Genomic DNA, 18,105 nt, shown 5'->3' on the forward strand with positions numbered 1-18,105 from the left:
GTTACTTCTTGATAATAGAATAAGAAATCAATTTAGATAATCTAAAGTATTGACTATCAATACCATGTCTAAACCAGAATATTTCTGGTAAACGACATCAAAATTAAAAGGATTACCAAAGCATATAAAATCCTTGAGTAATATTCGCGTATAAAGAGGCCCGTAAAAATTAGAATTTCATCGTCCATATTTGCGTGAATGAGACCGCTGTTAGTTGATGAATTATAAATAATTTGCTTGTCTTTGTGGTTATTTATTGTCCACCGGCTTAGCCAGCTATTCTGAAAGCTCCAATCGAATACTTCGCCAGAGGTAAAAAGTATTTTAGCTTTAAAACCTACCCAGTCATACCGGATAATAGCCAACACTTCATTTTTGTTGTTTAGAATCTTGGTTTCAGGATTGGAATAACCTTCACTTTTTAAAAGATAGATACCTTGTTGCGTTGTTGCTATAGCCGAGTTTTTAAGCGAACTAAAATTGAGGGAAAATTTCAGCAATGCGTTGCCAAATACCTGATAATTGCTATCAAATAAGCCTTTTCTCCAATTTAAAGTTTGCTCCATATTTTTTGGATTTTTATAATTTAACAATCATGCGATGTCGCGATTAGCATTCTTGGTACGAGAGCAGCAACAAGTTCAGCGGGTATTTTGTTGTAATTTTTTTATTAAAGCTGGCAAAATTAGCATCCTGCCGTCGTATCAAGGCACTTTTTTTGCTGGATCAGTTTCGCCATTCTAATTACGTTAATACTTAGATAACGGTTTCTAAAACTTGTTACATATAAATTATGAGGTATAAAAAAAGCGTTTGTAAAACAAACGCTTAAGCAATTATTAATTTTTGAAGGATTACATGCCGGATGACCTTTAAGCTCTAAATTTTTCGCAATCCTTATAGCTCTTCAAACAATCTAATCTAAAAATTCGGTTTCAATACATACTTATCATAGAATCTAAAAATATGCTCAGCAGCTTCTTCAGCAGTATCTACCAATCGGAAAAGATTTAAATCTTCTTCATGAATGTTGTGTTCTGCCTGCAACATCGTCCCTTTAATCCAATCGATTAATCCGCTCCAGTAATCTTTACCTAGCAATACGATTGGAAAACGGGCAATTTTGCCGGTCTGAATCAAAGTCAAAGCCTCAAAAAGCTCATCCATTGTTCCGAAACCGCCGGGTAAAACCACAAAACCCTGACTATACTTCATAAACATCACCTTGCGTACAAAAAAGTAGTCGAACTCGAGCAACTTGTTATGGTCTATATATTTGTTGTGGAATTGCTCAAATGGCAACTCAATGTTTAAGCCAACCGATTTACCGCCATTTGTATGTGCACCTTTATTACCAGCTTCCATAATGCCGGGGCCTCCACCAGTAATTACGCCATAGCCGCGGTCAGTTAATAGTTTGCCACATTGTTCTGCAAGTTGGTAATATCTGTTTGTTTGTGCCGTTCGGGCAGAACCGTAAATCGTAACACAAGGGCCAATTTTGGCAAGTTTCTCAAAACCATCCACAAACTCAGCCATTATTTTAAATATCTGCCAGGAATCCGTTACCTTAATTTCCTGCCAATCTTTATTTTCAAAAGCACTTCTAATTTTTTCTTCACTCGTCATATAATCTGTATACTAAATATTAAAACCTGGTTTGCGCATCAGTTTTTTTGCTGATGAAAAGCAAGCCGATAAATGTGATTAAACCGTTTATTAAAATCAGTTCTACACTAAATACGTAACCCCCCAATAATTCTTTTGAGGAGCTAGAAAGCAAGTAACATAAAAAAGGCGATAATATGCAAACTATCGGCACTAATTTGTCATGCAAGCCGCGTTTTTTTACAAACAGTCCAAAACTATAAAGTCCTAAAAGCGGGCCGTAGGTATAAGAGGCTATGGTAAAAATTAAACTCACAACCGATGAACTATTCAATGCATTAATAACGATTATAACCAGGAACATTAAAATTGAGAATGCAATATGAACCGTATGCCTTTTCTTAACCGCACTTCCATCATTCTGTTTATCGGCTTTGGCCATCCCTAAAAAATCTACACAAAAGGATGTTGTTAACGCCGTAAGAGCAGAATCTGTAGTGGCGAAGGTTGCAGCTGTTAAGCCCAGCATAAAAATAATAGCAGGCACGGCACCTAAATTATTTAGGGCAATTTCAGGAAAAAGTAAATCTGTTCTCGGTTTACCTGTTATGTGATCCAATGGAATATCGATGCCGTTTTTTGCAGCGAAAATGTATAGCAAAGCGCCAACACTTAAAAAGAAAACGTTTAAAATTACAAACACACCAGTAAAAGTAAACATGTTTTTTTGCGCCTCTTTTATGGTGCCCATGCTTAAATTCTTCTGCATTAAATCCTGGTCTAAACCCGTCATGGCAATGGTTACAAAAATACCACCAATAAACTGCTTGCTGAAATACCATTTGTTCGTTAAGAAATCATCCCAAAAGAATATTTTTGAATAGCTGCTGTCTTTGATGGTTTCAAAAGCCTGCGGAATACTAAAATTTAGACTGCTACAGATAAAATAGATGGTTAAGAAAACCGATAAAACCAGAAAAAACGTTTGCAGCGTATCAGTAATAATGATGGTTTTTAAGCCGCCTTTAAAGGTGTAAGACCAAATTAAAGCCAAAGATATTAATACGGTTAGCCAGAAGGGAATGCCATAATTATCGAAGATAAAACGCTGTAGAACAATTACTACCAAATAAAGCCTGGTTGCCGAGCCAAGTGTGCGACTTAATAGAAATATTGATGCTGCGGTTTTGTAACTGTAATGGCCCAAACGCTGTTCAATATAACTATAAATGGATGTTAGATTCATCCTGTAATACAGAGGCAGCAGCACTGTGCAAATAATTAGAAAACCAACGGCATTACCTAAAACAAATTGAAAATACTGAAACTGGTTTCCTGCCGGGGCACCAACTTCGCCGGGAACGGAAATAAATGTTACACCTGAAAGTGCTGTTCCAATCATTCCAAAGGCCACTAAGTACCATTTCGAATTCCTGTTGGCAACGAAAAAAGAGTTGTTATCAGAAGAGTTTTTTGACGTTACAAATGAGATAATTATCAGTACCAGGAAGTAACCGATTAAAAAGCACAAGAGAATGGTTGGCGACATAGTTTTGTTTTAAGGTGCTAAATGTAAGAAATTACGATTTAAAGTCAAGGGTTTAGAGAATTGTAAAATTGCTCGATAGATAAATAGCCAGTTTAATATATGCTCGGCAACGTAGTTAATTAGTCTTTTCCATTGAGAAATGCAGTCGTTTAGCAATATCATAATATAACAATCAAACAATTTTTCGAATCAAACTTTTAGTATATTTTTGCATATATGAATTTTTCATCCAAACTGCTGGAAGATGCGGTAAACGAATTTTCGAAATTACCGGGTGTTGGGCAGAAAACAGCTTTACGACTGGTTTTACATCTTTTAAATAAGGAACAGGAAGAGGTGAATCAGTTCGGCAATACGTTAATTAAGCTTAAGCAGCAAATAAAAAACTGCAGCATTTGCTATAACATTTCCGATCACACCATTTGTGAAATCTGTACTTCGCACAAGCGAGATAGAGAGACGATTTGTGTGGTTGAAGATACCCGCGATGTTATGGCGATTGAAAATACAGGTCAATATTTTGGTGTTTACCATGTTCTTGGGGGCTTAATCTCGCCTATGGATGGTGTCGGTCCTGCAGATTTATACATCGATGGCTTAGTTCAACGCGTTTCTGCAGGCGATGTTAAAGAAGTGATATTGGCGCTTAGTCCTAATATGGAGGGCGATACCACACTGTTTTACCTTTATAAAAGATTAAAAGAGTTTAACATTCCGATTACAACAATTGCCAGGGGAATTGCTTTTGGTGGCGAACTGGAATACACAGATGAGATAACGCTTGGCCGTTCTATTATTACCCGCGTACCGTACGAAAACGCGATGATGAAATAATAATTTATAGAGCCGGTTTGTTAAATAGCCAGAGCTCGCCTTTGGTGCCAGTCTTTAACCAAAAACCGCTGAAAATTCTGTAAATGGCATCCAATCACATACTCAACACAGCTACCTAGATATTTGCGAATAAAATGAATTTAAAAGATAAAGTTATCATCATTACAGGTGCATCAAGCGGAATTGGAAAAGCCTGCGCCGAAGAATTTGCTAAACGGGGCGCCAATTTGATTTTGGCGGCAAGGCAATATGTTACCCTTTGCGAGATAACAGCCGATTTAGAACGTAGGTACGCGATTCGGGCAGTTGCTGTTCAAGCGGATGTGAGTAAAGAAGCCGATTGCGAATTGATCATAAAACAAACTTTAGTTTCTTTCCAGAAAATTGATATTCTCGTAAACAATGCGGGTTTATCAATGCGGGCACTTTTTAACGATTTAGATTTATCGGTGTTGAAAAATTTGATGGACGTAAACTTCTGGGGAACAGTTTACTGCACAAAATATGCCCTGCCAGAAATTTTGAAAACCAATGGCACTGTCGTTGGAATTTCTTCAATTGCTGGCTTTCGTGGTTTACCTGGACGAACAGGCTACTCGGCCTCTAAATTTGCCATGAATGGCTTTATGGAATCTTTGCGCACCGAATTGCTAAAAACCGGTGTTAACGTTCTGTTGGCTTGTCCGGGTTTTACGGCATCAAACATTCGGGTAACTGCTCTTTCCAAAGACGGTGCTGCGCATGGGGAAACCAGCATGGATGAGGGTAAAATGATGACATCGGAAGAAGTTGCGACAATTATTGCAGACGGTATCGAACAGCGAAAAAGAACGTTGATTATGACCGGACAGGGGAAATTGGCTGTTTGGATGAATAAACTCTTTCCCTCATTTGTTGATAAGAAAGTTTTCGATCTCTTTGCGAAAGAGAAAAACCCATTGATTAAAGGGTAAGTCGTCATTAGGCTCTTACGCTTCTGATTCTTGGTGTTAGGTTTGTTATTGCTCCTGGCACTTCACCTTATTTTTTTCGTAAATGATTTGCCTGGCATATTGGATTTAATGGTTAGTATTTTTAATAAGCCTGAAGTGTTTGTCAATCAAGCTCTAATAAAATCCACTTTGCCAACAATTTCGTTTGTTTACTGTTGAATGGAAAAGCCATTTTAAATATGATAAAATACTTCTTTTTAGTGATGCTCTTGTTTCAAACCATTATATCATCCGCTCAGGTAAAAGCAGCAAAAAACTTAAATTACGCAGGCAACACAGACGAAAAAAACACGCTCAATATTTTCTATAAAAAAGATAGCATAAAAAATAAGCCTGTTTTGATTTTTATTCATGGCGGCTCCTGGAGCAGTGGTAAAAAAGAAACTTATTGGTGGCTGGGTAGAAACTTTGCCAGAAAAGGAATTGTAACAGTTATTCTTAATTATCCGCTGGCGCCTGAGGCACAATTTGAAAGAATGGCCGCCGATTGTGCTTTGGCTGTGAAATGGGTACAACAAAACATATCCGACTACACCGCAAGTCCGGATAAAATTTTTGTAATGGGGCATTCGGCAGGTGCGCATCTGGGCGAATTGATTAATGCAGATCCAAAATATTTTAAGCAAGCCGGTCTCAAAAACCCAATCAAAGGGATGATTTTGAACGACCCTTTCGGACTGGATATTTATCAATATTTAACTGAAGCTGAAAAGGATGACTACTATTACGATTTTCTAAGAACTTTTAGTAAAAAACCTGAGGTTTGGAAACTCGCCTCACCTCTGGATTACGTAAACAACATTAAAAATCCGCATTTGCTTTTTTATGGAAGCAAAACCTATCCTGCCATCAAAATACAAACCCCAAAATTATACGAAAAGCTAAAAGCCAATAACGTAGTTGCAGAAATGAAGGAAGTGAAAGGGAAAAGCCATGTTCCGATGATTACACAAATGATATTCGGTGGAAATGACTTGTATGATGATATTGTTAACTTTGTGCTCCGGGTATCATCAGCCGGAGATAAAAAATAATATTGATTTTTATCATCTATCCTCGCGGCAGACGTTTATGAGAAAAGGAAATTAGCAGTTGTGGTTTAATTAGCGCTTCGCTGGCGTTTTCTGTTCTTCAAACGCCAAAAGGCGAAACGGGAGAGATGCTACAAATCAGGCTATTGCAATTTTTTCGGTGTGTTCAAAAAGACTAAAATCCATTACTGTTTTGCCTGCGTCGTCATTGTAGTGCATAATTTTAAATTTAGCGTTCCACTCGATGTCTTCATCCTGGTAACTCGTTCTGGTATGGATGGTTTGCGCAAAAGTATCGTCGAACGCCCTCAGAATTACAAAAATTTCAACTTCCGCTACTTTCAATTCGTCGAGATTTTTTTCAAACATCGGACTGTCTTCCGTTATCGGATGGACCAGCGTCCAGTTTAAAGAAAGCAAACTAATTTTATTGCGCTCTAGTTGTAACGGATAAAAGCTACGTTTTAGTTTTCCATCAACTGTTTCATTAAAAGTCATAAACATTTGAGCTTCAACATCGATTAGCGAGTTTTTTCTCAAATTGGCGAGGCGACACATCAGTCCTGTCTGGTTTTGATAAGGCGCAACAACCATTTTCTTGGTAAAGGTTACTTTTGAAGTTGGGCGGCTGAAACGGCCATATAGCAAACCTGTTGCCAATGCGAAGGCAAGTAAACCCAGCATACTTTCAAAAGCGGCCAAAATACTGGTTATAAAACCTTGCGGAGAAATGTGCCCGTAGCCCACAGTTGATATCGTTTGTGCGGAGAAAAAGAAGGCATCGAAAAACTGATCTCTTAGCGTAACGCCCTTTGCACCATCCAGATTTTCTATGCCAACAATATTGTATGCAAGCGCAAAAAGCGTATTTACAATGAGGTAAGCAATAAGAATCACAAGAAAAAACCGCGACCAGCTCATGGTAACCAGTCGGGTGTAGGTATCGTCAAATTTAAACCAGGGTAAGCCTGTGCGCTCTACATTTGGTGTCCCGTCCGTATTTAAAACCCGCTGATTTTTGATGACCGGAGCCGAGCCGAAACCCAAATCATCATTAAACTGTACTTTTCTCTTGAAAAAAGCCATATATTTTTACAAAGATTTTGGAATTATAAAAAACTATATCAATATTTGTTCGGTACAAACATGATAATTAAAAACTTAAATAACAATTGGTGGTGGCATAACGAAATTCGTTAGGCAAATTCTGTTGTTATATATTTTAAAATATTTTATTAACGATAAAAAGGATTGCCCAAAAAGCAATCCTTTTTTTATGGCATTTTTTAAGCAACGCTAGAGCGTTGTGAACAATTAACCGCAGATAGTAAGTATGAACCCAGTGAAAAATTTTGTTGCAAAATGTCTGTGTTCATCTGTGGATGAAAAAAATTAAAGATGAAAAGAATATTAAATCATTTATTTGAAAATAAAAGTTTCAGTAGGGAAGAGGCGAAGAATATCCTGATATCGATTACACAAGGCGAGTTCAATTCTTCACAAATTGCGGCGTTTATTACGGCTTATGCCATGCGTAATATTACCGTTGATGAGTTACAGGGTTTCCGTGATGCCATGCTCGATTTAGGTGTTAAAGCAGATTTTTCCGGCTTCGAGTTAATCGATCTTTGTGGTACAGGTGGCGATGGAAAGGATACATTTAACATTTCAACACTTTCATCATTTGTGGTGGCCGGAGCTGGGCATAAAGTTGCGAAACACGGTAATTACGGCGTTTCTTCGGGTTGCGGTTCATCAAATGTAATGGAATATCTGGGTTATAATTTTACAAACAACCAGGACGTTTTAAAACGTAACCTGGATTCGGCAGGCATTTGCTTTTTACATGCACCGCTTTTTAATCCGGCCATGAAAATTGTAGCGCCAATTCGTAAAGATTTAGGTATAAAAACCTTCTTTAATATGTTAGGCCCTATGGTTAATCCATCTCAGCCGAAATACCAGATGGTTGGCGTATTTAGCCTGGAACTAGCTCGCTTGTACAATTATCTGTATCAGGATACCACAAAAAGTTATACCATTGTGCATGCGCTTGAGGGTTACGACGAAATTTCGCTAACCTGCGACGTAAAAACCTTTAATAACAAAGGAGAAAGCATTTTAACCTTAAATGATATGGGCTTTGATAAGGTTTCCCCCATGGATATTAAAGGTGGCGACAGCGTAGAATCATCAGCCAAAATATTTATGGAAGTGTTAAATGGAGAAGCTACAGATGTTCAAACAAATGTTGTTTTGTGCAATTCGGCACTTGCAATTAAAACCATAAAACCGTCAGCGAGCTTTGCAGATTGTTATTACGAAGCCGAAGAATCGTTAAACAGTAAAAAAGCTCTTGAAAGTTTTAAAAAGCTCGTAGCCTGATGGAAGGATTGAAGGTAAAAGTTTGCGGAATGAAGTTCGCGGCAAATATTGCGGCCGTTGCAGCATTACAGCCCGATTATTTAGGCTTTATTTTCTATGAGAAATCGCCAAGATTTATCAGCGATGTTTCGGCAGAATTAATTAAGTATATCCCAGCTGAAATTAAAACAGTCGGCGTTTTTGTTGACGAGGATCTGGAAATTGTTAAGAAAAAAATAAATCTTTACCAGTTGAAAGCTGTTCAGTTACATGGAAGCGAGTCGGCTGATTATTGCCAACTGCTCAAAAACGCTTTTAACAACCTCGAAGTTATTAAGGCTTTTGGTGTTGATGAAGATTTCGATTTTGCCGTTTTGGATGCTTACGAGAGCTGTGTAGATTACTTTTTGTTCGACACAAAAACCAAAGCCCATGGCGGATCCGGAAAAACTTTTGACTGGCGCATTTTGTCTGGCTATGAATTGAATAAGCCATACTTTTTAAGTGGTGGAGTAACGCTAGAGCACGCGGAAGCGCTATTAAAAATTGAAGATAGCCGCTTATACGCTGTAGATATTAACAGTAAATTTGAGGTTGAGCCTGGACTTAAAGAAGCGGAGCGGATTAAGGCGTTTAAAAGTATTTTGACTCAGCAAGGCAGGCCTCTTTTTTTTTGATGTTAGAACCGATGGATTGATAAAAAATATTATGAAATATAAAGTAAACGAAAAAGGATATTACGGAGATTTTGGTGGAGCATACATCCCGGAGATGCTTTATCCAAACGTAGAAGAGTTACGTCAAAATTATTTAAAGATTATTGATGATGCCGGTTTCCAAAAAGAATTTCATCAATTATTAAAAGATTATGTAGGCCGGCCTTCACCGTTGTATTTGGCGAAACGGTTGTCGGAAAGGTATGGCGCAAATATTTTTTTAAAGCGGGAAGACCTAAACCATACAGGTGCACATAAAATTAACAACACAATCGGGCAGATTTTGCTTGCCGAAAAGCTTGGTAAAAAAAGGATCATCGCCGAAACAGGCGCAGGTCAGCACGGTGTTGCAACAGCAACGGTGTGTGCATTACGTAATCTGGAATGTGTAATTTACATGGGCGAAGTCGACATTGAACGCCAGGCACCAAACGTTGCCCGCATGAAAATGTTAGGCGCTAAAGTAGTTCCTGCAAGTTCGGGTAGCAAAACACTGAAAGATGCAACAAACGAAGCGATGCGAGATTGGATAAACAATCCTGTTGATACACACTACATCATTGGTTCTGTGGTTGGGCCGCATCCTTATCCGGATATGGTTGCGATTTTCCAATCCATAATTTCTGAAGAGACTAAAAAGCAGCTTTTAGAGCAAACCGGTAGCGATCAGCCTGATTACGTTTTAGCCTGTGTTGGCGGAGGGAGCAACGCCATGGGCATGTTTTATCATTTTATGGATGATGAAAATGTTAAACTCATAGCCGTTGAAGCTGCGGGTAGGGGCGTTTCAAGCGGGTTTTCTGCAGCGACTACCTACCTCGGCAAGGAAGGCGTTTTACACGGCAGCAGAAGTATTTTAATGCAAACTAACGACGGGCAGGTGGTAGAGCCGCATTCGGTTTCGGCGGGTTTGGATTATCCGGGAATTGGGCCTCAACATGCGCATTTGTTTAAAACCGGTCGAGGACAGTACGTTTCAATAACCGATGAAGAAAGCTTAGATGCAGGCTTGTTACTAACCCAGCTGGAAGGCATTATTCCGGCGATTGAAAGTGCTCATGCTTTAGCTCATCTGGAAAAAATGCAATTCAAAGGTGGCGAAAATGTAGTAGTTTGCCTATCTGGGCGGGGCGATAAGGACTTAGATACGTACATTAAATATTTCAAATTATAATAGCGTCGACATTGCAGGGTGTAAACAATTTTCCGGTGAGCAATTAAGATTCCCTGGGCCTTAACATGGCGAAAAATTAAAATCATGAATAGAATTAAAGAGCTCTTCGAGAAGAAGAAAAATATATTATCAATTTATTACACAGCGGGTTATCCAAATATTAGTGATACCATCCAAATTGCAGAGTTGTTGGAAAAACATGGCGCTGACATGCTCGAAATTGGATTTCCTTACTCAGATCCTGTTGCTGATGGACCAGTTATTCAAGCCAGTAGTAAAAAATCTTTAGACCAGGGCATGACTTTGAAAGTGCTTTTTGAGCAGCTTAAAGACTTGCGCAAGCACGTAACAATCCCGGTGTTGTTGATGGGTTATGTAAACCCGGTTTTGCAATTTGGTGTAGAAAATTTTTGCAAAGCCTGCGCTGAAGTTGGCATTGACGGTTGCATTGTTCCTGATTTACCGATGGTTGAATATGAGCAATTTTATAAAGGTTGTTTTGAAAAACAAAATTTAAGCAACGTTTTCTTAATTACGCCTCAAACGGCTGATGAACGAATCCACAAAATTGATGGTTTGACCAATGGATTTATTTACCTCCTTTCATCGTCGGCAACAACCGGAAAAAATCTCGAAGTTGGAGATACCACAGCACAATACTTCGGGAGAATTAAAGCTATGAACCTTAAAAACCCAACCATGATTGGTTTTGGTATTAGCGACAGGAAAACGTTCGATAAAGCCTGTTCTTATGCTAACGGAGCCATTATTGGTACTGCTTTCGTTAAAGCAATAGAAAATGGCAATTTGGAGGAAAGTGTAAGTAACTTTATGAAGGAATTTAAAGCATAAGAATTAGTAAAATGATTGTGTGGCAAGCTTAGTTTCTTCGTTAGTTTCCTGCAATCTCCTTTCTTTTTAAACCCGACCGAAATGTAAATACTTTTTCCGTTACCATCGTCAAATTTTACTATGCCCTTAGAAATTAAAGACAAACTTGCATTATAGTACAACAGAGGTTGAAAAAGATTGTAATAAAGGGCGGGAGCGCTGTTACAAAAAAGCGACAGACATTGCTTTGCAAGAACAAAAAATCTCCAAAAAAATTAATTATTAAATGGCAGTAGAAATATCTGATGGTTTTAAGTTCCACAGAATACGGCTTTAAAGCATTTTAAACACACATTTTTTAAAGGCCAATTTGATTTTACAATTCGATGATTCTAGATTTCTGAAATGGTTTTACATTTGCTTAACGGTGTTAGATTATTTACACCTAATAATTCCAGTCATGGGAAGTAAAGAAAGAATTCTACGTTTAAAAGAAGAAACCAGAACAAGCATTCTGGATGCCGCCTTGAATATTGTTCAAACAGAGGGTTGGCAGGCTTTGAGTATGCGTAAAATTGCAGACCAGATTGAGTACACTGCGCCAATTATTTACGAATATTTTTCTAACAAAGAAGGAATTTTGCTGGAACTCACCAGAAGAGGTTATCAAATGTTGGGCAAAGACATTCGTGAGGCACGCGACAAGCATGAAAATCCTGAAGATAAAATGGAGGCCATGTGGGTTGCGTATTGGAACTTTGCATTTGCCCACAAAGAGTTTTACCAATTGATGTACGGCGTAGATATGGTGTGTTGCAATGTGAAAAGCACCATGCCTGAGGCTGAAACGGTTAGTTCTATGCTGGGTGATGTTATTGAATCGCTGTTTGAAAAAAAACCAGTTTCTGATAACGATATCTGCATGAAATATTACACTTACTGGTCTATTATCCATGGCTTGATATCCATTAACCTTGTGCGGCCTAACGGCAGAACAACAGACGAATTAAACCAACAAATTTTAAAGGATGCTATAAAAGGCATTACCTTATCTATAAACAGCTAATTTTTTTTACACTGTAATTTAACACTGTTAGATTATTTATACATCATAAATCCACAATAAATTATATTCATATGAATGCTATCCACCGTTTGTTTATTTTACTTAACAGTGTTAAACGATTTAATAATGTTAAGTTAACGTTAATTTTTTTATCATTTTCTATTTTTCTAGCAAGTTGTAAATCGGCTCCAGACCAATCTGCAGCTGCGCCACCGCCACCGGTTTTGCCTGTAAGGACGGTAAATGCAAGTGCTGAAACCACATATATTGAGTATCCTGCATCAATTCAAGGGGCTGTAGATATTGATGTTCGCCCTCAGGTGGGCGGCTACCTGCAAAGTGTTTTGGTAAATGAAGGCGCTTTTGTTTCTGCCGGTCAAACGCTTTTCAAGATAAATGATAACCCATATCGTGAGGCCTTGAACAATGCGAAAGCAAGCTTACATGCTGCCGAAGCTGCGATTTTAAATGCCCAGTTGGAGGTTGATAAGTTAACTCCACTTGTTCAAAACAAGGTAGTTTCCGAGTTTCAGTTAAAAACAGCTAAAACTGCTTATAAGATTGCGCAGGCAAACGCCGAGCAGGCAAAGGCAAGTGTTGCCTCGGCCCAGATTAACCTGGGTTATACCAATGTAAAGGCAACCGTTAGCGGGTATATTGGCCGTATTCCCAAAAAACAGGGAAGTTTAGTTTCGCCAAGTGACCAGCTTGCTTTAACTCAGTTGTCAGACATCCACGAAGTGCATGTTTATTTTGCACTGGCGGAAAACGATTTCAACAGTTTTAACACTAACTACCCTGGCAAAACGCCTGCAGACCGAATTAAACATTTGCCTGCCGTAGAGCTCGTTTTAGCCGATAATTCTGTTTATCCAATAAAAGGAAAAATTGATATGATTGATGGCCAGTTTGATAAAAATACTGGTGCAATTACTTTGAGAGCAAGTTTTCCTAATGCCAGTGGTACTTTACGTTCAGGCAATACCGGCAAACTTCGCTTAGGTTTAAAGCATGATGACGCAATCTTAATTCCACAATCAGCTACTGTAGAAATGCAGGATAAAGTTTTCGTTTTTGCGCTAAATAAAGGCAATAAGGTTAACAAAATGCCCATCACCGTTATTGGTAAAAGTGGCGATAATTATCTGATAAAAGACGGCGTAAAATCTGGCGACCAGATTGTACTCAGCGGTTTAGATCGTTTGCAGGAAGGTCAGGTGATTACCCCTGAAAAGGCTACAGACAAAGCTGCAAGCTTAAAAACTAAAAGCTAAACATTAAAGTAAAAGCTTAAAGTACATTTCAAGAACAAAAATAAAACTTAAAACAATGTTCAAAATATTTATACAAAGGCCAGTACTGGCAACCGTTATCTCCATTTTGTTGGTGATTTTAGGTGTACTCGGCCTTACTAAGTTGCCCTTGCAACAATTCCCTGATATTGCGCCACCCTCGGTTTTAGTTACTGCAGTTTATCCGGGTGCGAATGCCGAAACGGTTTTGCGTTCTGTAGCGCCATCGCTCGAAGAATCGATTAATGGTGTAGAAAACATGACTTACATGAGCTCTACGGCCAGTAATGATGGTTCATTAGCCATTACAGTATTCTTTAAATTAGGTACTAATGCAGATCAGGCAGCTGTAAATGTGCAAAATCGTGTAGCGCAGGCTACCAGTCAGCTCCCGGCAGAGGTAGTGCAGCAGGGCGTAACTACTGCTAAACAGCAGAACAGTTTTATTATGGCTATTGGTTTATACACCGATGACGAGAAAAAATACGACCAGACTTTTGTGGCCAATTACGCACAAATTAATATCATTCCTGAAATTAAACGTATACCAGGTGTAGGCTCGGCTGCAATTTTTGGCGGTGTAAAAGACTATTCGATGCGTGTGTGGTTAAACCCAACACAGATGGCCACTTATCAGGTTACGCCAAACGAAATTATGAAAGCGATCCAGGACAAGAGTTTGGAGGCTGCTCCTGGTAAATTTGGCGAGAAAAGTAAAGAAGTTTTTGAATACGTAATTAAATATAAAGGCAAATTAACCAAACCCGAAGAGTATGAAAATATAGCTATACGTGCCAATGCCGATGGTTCGATTCTACACTTGAAAGATGTGGCAAGAGTTGAACTTGGGGCTTATTCTTATAACAGCATTACCCGTTTAAATGGTAAAAAAGGTATTGTAATTGGAATTATTCAGTTGGCTGGTTCAAACTCCAACGATATCCAGGTTGCGATTAATAAGCTGATGGCTAAACAGGAAAAAACTTTTCCGGCAGGTATTAAGAAGAATATTTTTTACAGCACCAAAGTTTCATTAGATCAATCGATTGAACAGGTGGAGCATACCTTGGTAGAAGCGTTTATTCTGGTTTTCATTGTTGTATTTTTATTCCTGCAGGATTTCCGCTCAACTCTTATTCCGGCCATTGCAGTTCCGGTTGCTATTTTAGGAACCTTCTTTTTTATGCAGTTGTTTGGTTTTTCCATCAACTTATTAACGTTGTTTGCGTTAATTCTGGCCATTGGTATCGTGGTAGATGATGCGATTGTGGTAGTGGAAGCGGTGCATGCCAAAATGGAGCATAAGCATTTGGGCCCGAAAGCGGCCACACACGAGGCGATGCACGAAATCACCGGTGCCATCATTTCCATTACCCTTGTTATGGCGGCGGTATTTTTACCTGTCGGATTTATGGAAGGCTCTACCGGAGTTTTCTATCGCCAGTTTGCTTTTACCATGGCCATAGCGATTGTAATTTCCGCGGTGAACGCACTAACTTTAAGTCCGGCGCTTGCGGCCTTGTTCTTAAAAGACAATCATAAACCGGAGAGCGAAAACCCAGAGGTTAAACCAAATTTTAAACAAAGGTTTTTTAATGGCTTTAACCATAGTTTCAATTCCCTAACTAACCGCTATGTTGGCGGACTGAAATTTTTGGTTCGACATAAATGGTTAAGTATGGGCGGTTTGGCTCTAATTACATTGGCCACAGTTTTTATGGTTAAGACCACACCGGCCGGCTTTATTCCGACAGAAGACCAAGGATTTATCGCCATTGCCGTAAACACGCCGTCAGGAACATCGTTGGATGGAACTCAAAAAGTGATGACAGAGGCTGAAACGCTGTTAAGTAAACTCGATGCCTCAAGGGATGTAACTGCGATTTCGGGTTTCAACCTGCTTACCAATTCTACAAGTCCTTCTTCTGCAGTGGTTTTCGTACTGTTGAAGCCGAATGAGGAACGCGGAGCGGTGAAGAACATTGAGGAAATTATGAATCAGGTTCGTGGGAAATTAAGTGCAATTTCTGGCGGAAGCTTCTTCGTATTTAGCTTTCCAACCGTTCCGGGATTTAGTAACGTGGAAGCGTTGGATATGGTACTTCAAGACAAAACAGGTGGTAAACTGGATAAATTCAGTGGTATTTCTCAGCAGTTTATCGGCGAGTTAATGAAACGCCCGGAAATTGCCGTCGCATTTACCAGTTTTAAGGCCGATTATCCGCAGTTGCAACTGGACATTAATGATGAAAAAGCCGACCAACTGGGCGTAAATGTTAAAGATATTTTGCAGACAATGCAGACCTACTTTGGTAGCGCCCAGGCATCAGATTTTAACCGTTTTGGTAAATATTATCGTGTAGTTGTGCAGGCCGATGTTCAGGATAGGGCAGACCCATCCAGCATTGACAGGGTATTTGTAAAAAGTAACCGCGGCGAAATGGTTCCGATTAATACTTTGGTGAAACTTAGTCGTATTTATGGTTCGGAAACAGCATCTAGGTACAATTTGTTCAATTCGATTTCCATCAATGCCATTCCAAAACCGGGCTTCAGTTCCGGACAGGCGATTAAAGCGATTGAAGAAGTTGCTGAAAAACACTTGCCTGCGGGTTATAGCTACGAATTCTCAGGCCAAACAAGAGAGGAAATTTCTTCGGGTGGGCAATCTACTGTGATATTTCTATTGTGTCTGGTATTTATTTACTTCTTACTATCGGCACAATACGAAAGTTATATTTTACCACTTGCCGTAATTTTATCCATCCCGGCTGGAATATTTGGTGTGTTCGTCGCCATCGGTTTAACAGGAATTCAAAATAATATTTATGTCCAGGTAGCACTGATAATGCTTATTGGTTTGCTCGCAAAAAATGCAATTTTAATTGTGGAGTTTGCGGTACAGCGTAGACGTGCCGGCCAACCACTGGTTTCATCTGCTTTAGAAGCGGCAAAATCACGGTTACGCCCAATTATTATGACTTCCCTTGCCTTCATTGTAGGCTTAATTCCAATGATGGGTGCTACTGGTCCGTCGGCTCAGGGTAACCATTCAATTAGTATCGGCGCAGCCGGAGGAATGATTTCAGGAGTAATTTTAGGTTTGTTCATCATTCCTGTACTCTTCGTGTTATTCCAGGCTGTTCAGGAAAAATTTTCAAAAAAATCACAAGAGGAGGTTCGTTCATATCACGAGGAACCGACTATAAATCACGAATTATATGAAACGGTTTAATATTTTTACCATCCTGCTCCTTGCGTTAATCTGGAGTGGATGTTCGGTTTCTAAAGATCTGGCTTTGCCAGAAAGTTTGGCGCCTAAAATGTTTAGAAACATGGCACCAAAAGATTCTTCAAGCATTGGCGATTTGCCTCTGAAGAATTTCATAAACGACCTTACCGTACAGAATTTAATTGATACGGCTTTGGTTAAGAACTACGATATGCAGATCGCGTTGAAGAACATTGATGCGGCCGAAGTGTTATTTAAACAATCTAAACTGGGTTATTTACCGGAGCTGAAATTGCAGGTTACAGCGAGTTCTAGTCGCCCATCTGATAACAGTTTAAACGGTTTAAGCCTTAATCAGTTTACTGGTTCTACCCATATTGAAGATTATAATGCAAACCTTGGTGTATTTTGGGAGGCTGACATCTGGGGCAAAATCCGCAACCAAAAAGCGGGTGCCTTAGCAAGTTTTTTGCAAACGGAAGAGGCTCGTAAAGCCGTTCAAACCCGTTTGGTTGCAAACGTTGCGCAAGGGTATTATAATCTGCTGATGTTGGATGCACAATTGGAAATCGCGAGGAAAAATTTAAAACTGAACGACAGCACTCTAAGAATTATTAACCTGCAGTTTGATGCTGGTCAGGTAACTTCGCTGGCCATTCAGCAGGCAGAGGCGCAACAGCTAAATGCGGCGCAACTGATTCCCCGCCTGGAGCAAAATGTAGCGTTACAGGAAAATGCCCTAAGCGTTTTAATTGGTACTTTACCGAAATCGATTAACCGTACAAATCGCTTAGATAAAATGGCAATACCTCAGGATTTAAATGCAGGGTTTCCATCAGCATTGCTTAGTCGCAGGCCCGACATTAAATCTGCAGAACTTGCTTTGAATGTTGCGAATGCTAAAGTTGGCGTTGCAACAGCAAGTCTGTACCCATCTCTGGTCATCAGTGCAAGCGGAGGCATTAATTCTTTTAAAGCAAGCAACTGGTTTAGTATGCCGGCCTCGTTATTTGGGTTGGTTTCTGGTGGCATTACACAGCCGATCTTTCAACGAGGTCAGCTTAAATCCAACTTGGAGCTTGCCAAAATTGACAGAGAAAAAACTGTTATTCAGTTTCGCCAATCAGTAATCAATGCAGTAGGCGAAGTTTCTGACGAGTTAACGAAAGTAGAAAAACTGAAAACCCAATACAGCATTGCTGAAAAAAGAGCTCAAACATTACAACAGGCATCAAAAAATGCGAGTTTATTATTTAAAAGCGGCATGGCTAATTATCTTGAAGTAATTACTGCCCAGGGAAATTTGTTGCAAAGCGAGTTGGAACTAACCACGATCAAAACCGAGCAGCTGAACGCGGTTGTTGGCTTGTATAGGTCCTTAGGCGGCGGTTGGAACTAATTCAGCATTCGTTACGA

15 protein-coding genes are annotated in these 18,105 nt (G+C 39.3%); 11 read left to right on the forward strand and 4 right to left on the reverse strand.

The window, feature by feature from the left end:
- Positions 1–68 precede the first annotated feature (68 nt).
- The 3 genes from AC0IWT_RS02465 to AC0IWT_RS02475 all read right to left on the reverse strand — a co-directional run bounded on the left by AC0IWT_RS02465 (position 69) and on the right by AC0IWT_RS02475 (position 3,157).
- A complete protein-coding gene (locus AC0IWT_RS02465; RefSeq protein ID WP_471795839.1) occupies positions 69–566 on the reverse strand; it encodes a hypothetical protein in 498 nt (165 codons plus the stop codon).
- Between the two features lie 355 nt (positions 567–921).
- Complete coding sequence (locus tag AC0IWT_RS02470; RefSeq protein WP_056870537.1) at positions 922–1,629, reverse strand: LOG family protein; 708 nt, start codon at positions 1,627–1,629, stop codon at positions 922–924.
- A 19-nt stretch (positions 1,630–1,648) separates the two neighbouring features.
- On the reverse strand, positions 1,649–3,157 hold the full coding sequence (locus AC0IWT_RS02475; RefSeq protein WP_471795840.1) for a sodium:solute symporter: 1,509 nt from the start codon (positions 3,155–3,157) through the stop codon (positions 1,649–1,651).
- A 216-nt stretch (positions 3,158–3,373) separates the two neighbouring features.
- On the opposite strand from AC0IWT_RS02475, the gene recR reads away from it, so the two are divergent.
- The 3 genes from recR to AC0IWT_RS02490 all read left to right on the forward strand — a co-directional run bounded on the left by recR (position 3,374) and on the right by AC0IWT_RS02490 (position 6,017).
- A complete protein-coding gene (gene recR, locus AC0IWT_RS02480) occupies positions 3,374–3,991 on the forward strand; it encodes a recombination mediator RecR (protein ID WP_056870534.1) in 618 nt (205 codons plus the stop codon).
- Positions 3,992–4,125: 134 nt separating this feature from the next.
- Positions 4,126–4,944, forward strand: coding sequence for an SDR family oxidoreductase (locus AC0IWT_RS02485; RefSeq protein ID WP_471795841.1), 819 nt, complete (start codon positions 4,126–4,128; stop codon positions 4,942–4,944).
- Positions 4,945–5,162: 218 nt separating this feature from the next.
- The gene (locus AC0IWT_RS02490; RefSeq protein WP_471795842.1) at positions 5,163–6,017 is read left to right on the forward strand and encodes an alpha/beta hydrolase; all 855 of its coding nucleotides are present in this window, start codon (positions 5,163–5,165) and stop codon (positions 6,015–6,017) included.
- Positions 6,018–6,152: 135 nt separating this feature from the next.
- Here AC0IWT_RS02490 and AC0IWT_RS02495 read toward each other — a convergent pair whose 3' ends face one another.
- Positions 6,153–7,100, reverse strand: coding sequence for an ion channel (locus AC0IWT_RS02495; protein ID WP_056870532.1), 948 nt, complete (start codon positions 7,098–7,100; stop codon positions 6,153–6,155).
- Positions 7,101–7,412: 312 nt separating this feature from the next.
- Here AC0IWT_RS02495 and trpD point away from each other — a divergent pair, with 312 nt between their 5' ends.
- From trpD to AC0IWT_RS02535, 8 genes are all read left to right on the forward strand, one after another.
- Complete coding sequence (gene trpD, locus AC0IWT_RS02500) at positions 7,413–8,399, forward strand: anthranilate phosphoribosyltransferase (protein ID WP_471795843.1); 987 nt, start codon at positions 7,413–7,415, stop codon at positions 8,397–8,399.
- Positions 8,399–9,055, forward strand: a complete 657-nt coding sequence (locus AC0IWT_RS02505) for a phosphoribosylanthranilate isomerase (protein WP_471795844.1) — start codon at positions 8,399–8,401, stop codon at positions 9,053–9,055. Before trpD ends, AC0IWT_RS02505 begins: the two co-directional genes overlap by 1 nt.
- Positions 9,056–9,086: 31 nt before the next feature.
- Positions 9,087–10,268 (forward strand): tryptophan synthase subunit beta, encoded by a 1,182-nt coding sequence (gene trpB / locus AC0IWT_RS02510; RefSeq protein WP_471795845.1) that lies wholly within the window; start codon positions 9,087–9,089, stop codon positions 10,266–10,268.
- 84 nt (positions 10,269–10,352) lie between these two features.
- Complete coding sequence (trpA, locus tag AC0IWT_RS02515; protein ID WP_471795846.1) at positions 10,353–11,120, forward strand: tryptophan synthase subunit alpha; 768 nt, start codon at positions 10,353–10,355, stop codon at positions 11,118–11,120.
- Between the two features lie 439 nt (positions 11,121–11,559).
- Positions 11,560–12,165: a TetR/AcrR family transcriptional regulator gene (locus tag AC0IWT_RS02520; protein WP_056870528.1), complete on the forward strand. Its 606-nt coding sequence runs from the start codon at positions 11,560–11,562 to the stop codon at positions 12,163–12,165.
- Between the two features lie 71 nt (positions 12,166–12,236).
- Positions 12,237–13,439 (forward strand): efflux RND transporter periplasmic adaptor subunit, encoded by a 1,203-nt coding sequence (locus AC0IWT_RS02525; protein WP_471795847.1) that lies wholly within the window; start codon positions 12,237–12,239, stop codon positions 13,437–13,439.
- A 55-nt stretch (positions 13,440–13,494) separates the two neighbouring features.
- Positions 13,495–16,692: an efflux RND transporter permease subunit gene (locus tag AC0IWT_RS02530; protein WP_471795848.1), complete on the forward strand. Its 3,198-nt coding sequence runs from the start codon at positions 13,495–13,497 to the stop codon at positions 16,690–16,692.
- Entirely contained in the window at positions 16,679–18,088 is a 1,410-nt protein-coding gene (locus tag AC0IWT_RS02535) for an efflux transporter outer membrane subunit (protein WP_471795849.1), read from the forward strand. The genes AC0IWT_RS02530 and AC0IWT_RS02535 overlap by 14 nt, the downstream gene beginning before the upstream one ends.
- The last annotated feature ends 17 nt before the right edge of the window (positions 18,089–18,105 follow it).

It is taken from the genome of Pedobacter sp. AC464, assembly GCF_979253075.1.

Coding starts and splice junctions, on each gene's coding strand:
- AC0IWT_RS02465 (WP_471795839.1), bottom strand. CDS start 566: ATGGAGCAAACTTTAAATTGGAGAAAAGGCTTATTTGATAGCAATTAT.
- AC0IWT_RS02470 (WP_056870537.1), bottom strand. CDS start 1,629: ATGACGAGTGAAGAAAAAATTAGAAGTGCTTTTGAAAATAAAGATTGG.
- AC0IWT_RS02475 (WP_471795840.1), bottom strand. CDS start 3,157: ATGTCGCCAACCATTCTCTTGTGCTTTTTAATCGGTTACTTCCTGGTA.
- recR (WP_056870534.1), top strand. CDS start 3,374: ATGAATTTTTCATCCAAACTGCTGGAAGATGCGGTAAACGAATTTTCG.
- AC0IWT_RS02485 (WP_471795841.1), top strand. CDS start 4,126: ATGAATTTAAAAGATAAAGTTATCATCATTACAGGTGCATCAAGCGGA.
- AC0IWT_RS02490 (WP_471795842.1), top strand. CDS start 5,163: ATGATAAAATACTTCTTTTTAGTGATGCTCTTGTTTCAAACCATTATA.
- AC0IWT_RS02495 (WP_056870532.1), bottom strand. CDS start 7,100: ATGGCTTTTTTCAAGAGAAAAGTACAGTTTAATGATGATTTGGGTTTC.
- trpD (WP_471795843.1), top strand. CDS start 7,413: ATGAAAAGAATATTAAATCATTTATTTGAAAATAAAAGTTTCAGTAGG.
- AC0IWT_RS02505 (WP_471795844.1), top strand. CDS start 8,399: ATGGAAGGATTGAAGGTAAAAGTTTGCGGAATGAAGTTCGCGGCAAAT.
- trpB (WP_471795845.1), top strand. CDS start 9,087: ATGAAATATAAAGTAAACGAAAAAGGATATTACGGAGATTTTGGTGGA.
- trpA (WP_471795846.1), top strand. CDS start 10,353: ATGAATAGAATTAAAGAGCTCTTCGAGAAGAAGAAAAATATATTATCA.
- AC0IWT_RS02520 (WP_056870528.1), top strand. CDS start 11,560: ATGGGAAGTAAAGAAAGAATTCTACGTTTAAAAGAAGAAACCAGAACA.
- AC0IWT_RS02525 (WP_471795847.1), top strand. CDS start 12,237: ATGAATGCTATCCACCGTTTGTTTATTTTACTTAACAGTGTTAAACGA.
- AC0IWT_RS02530 (WP_471795848.1), top strand. CDS start 13,495: ATGTTCAAAATATTTATACAAAGGCCAGTACTGGCAACCGTTATCTCC.
- AC0IWT_RS02535 (WP_471795849.1), top strand. CDS start 16,679: ATGAAACGGTTTAATATTTTTACCATCCTGCTCCTTGCGTTAATCTGG.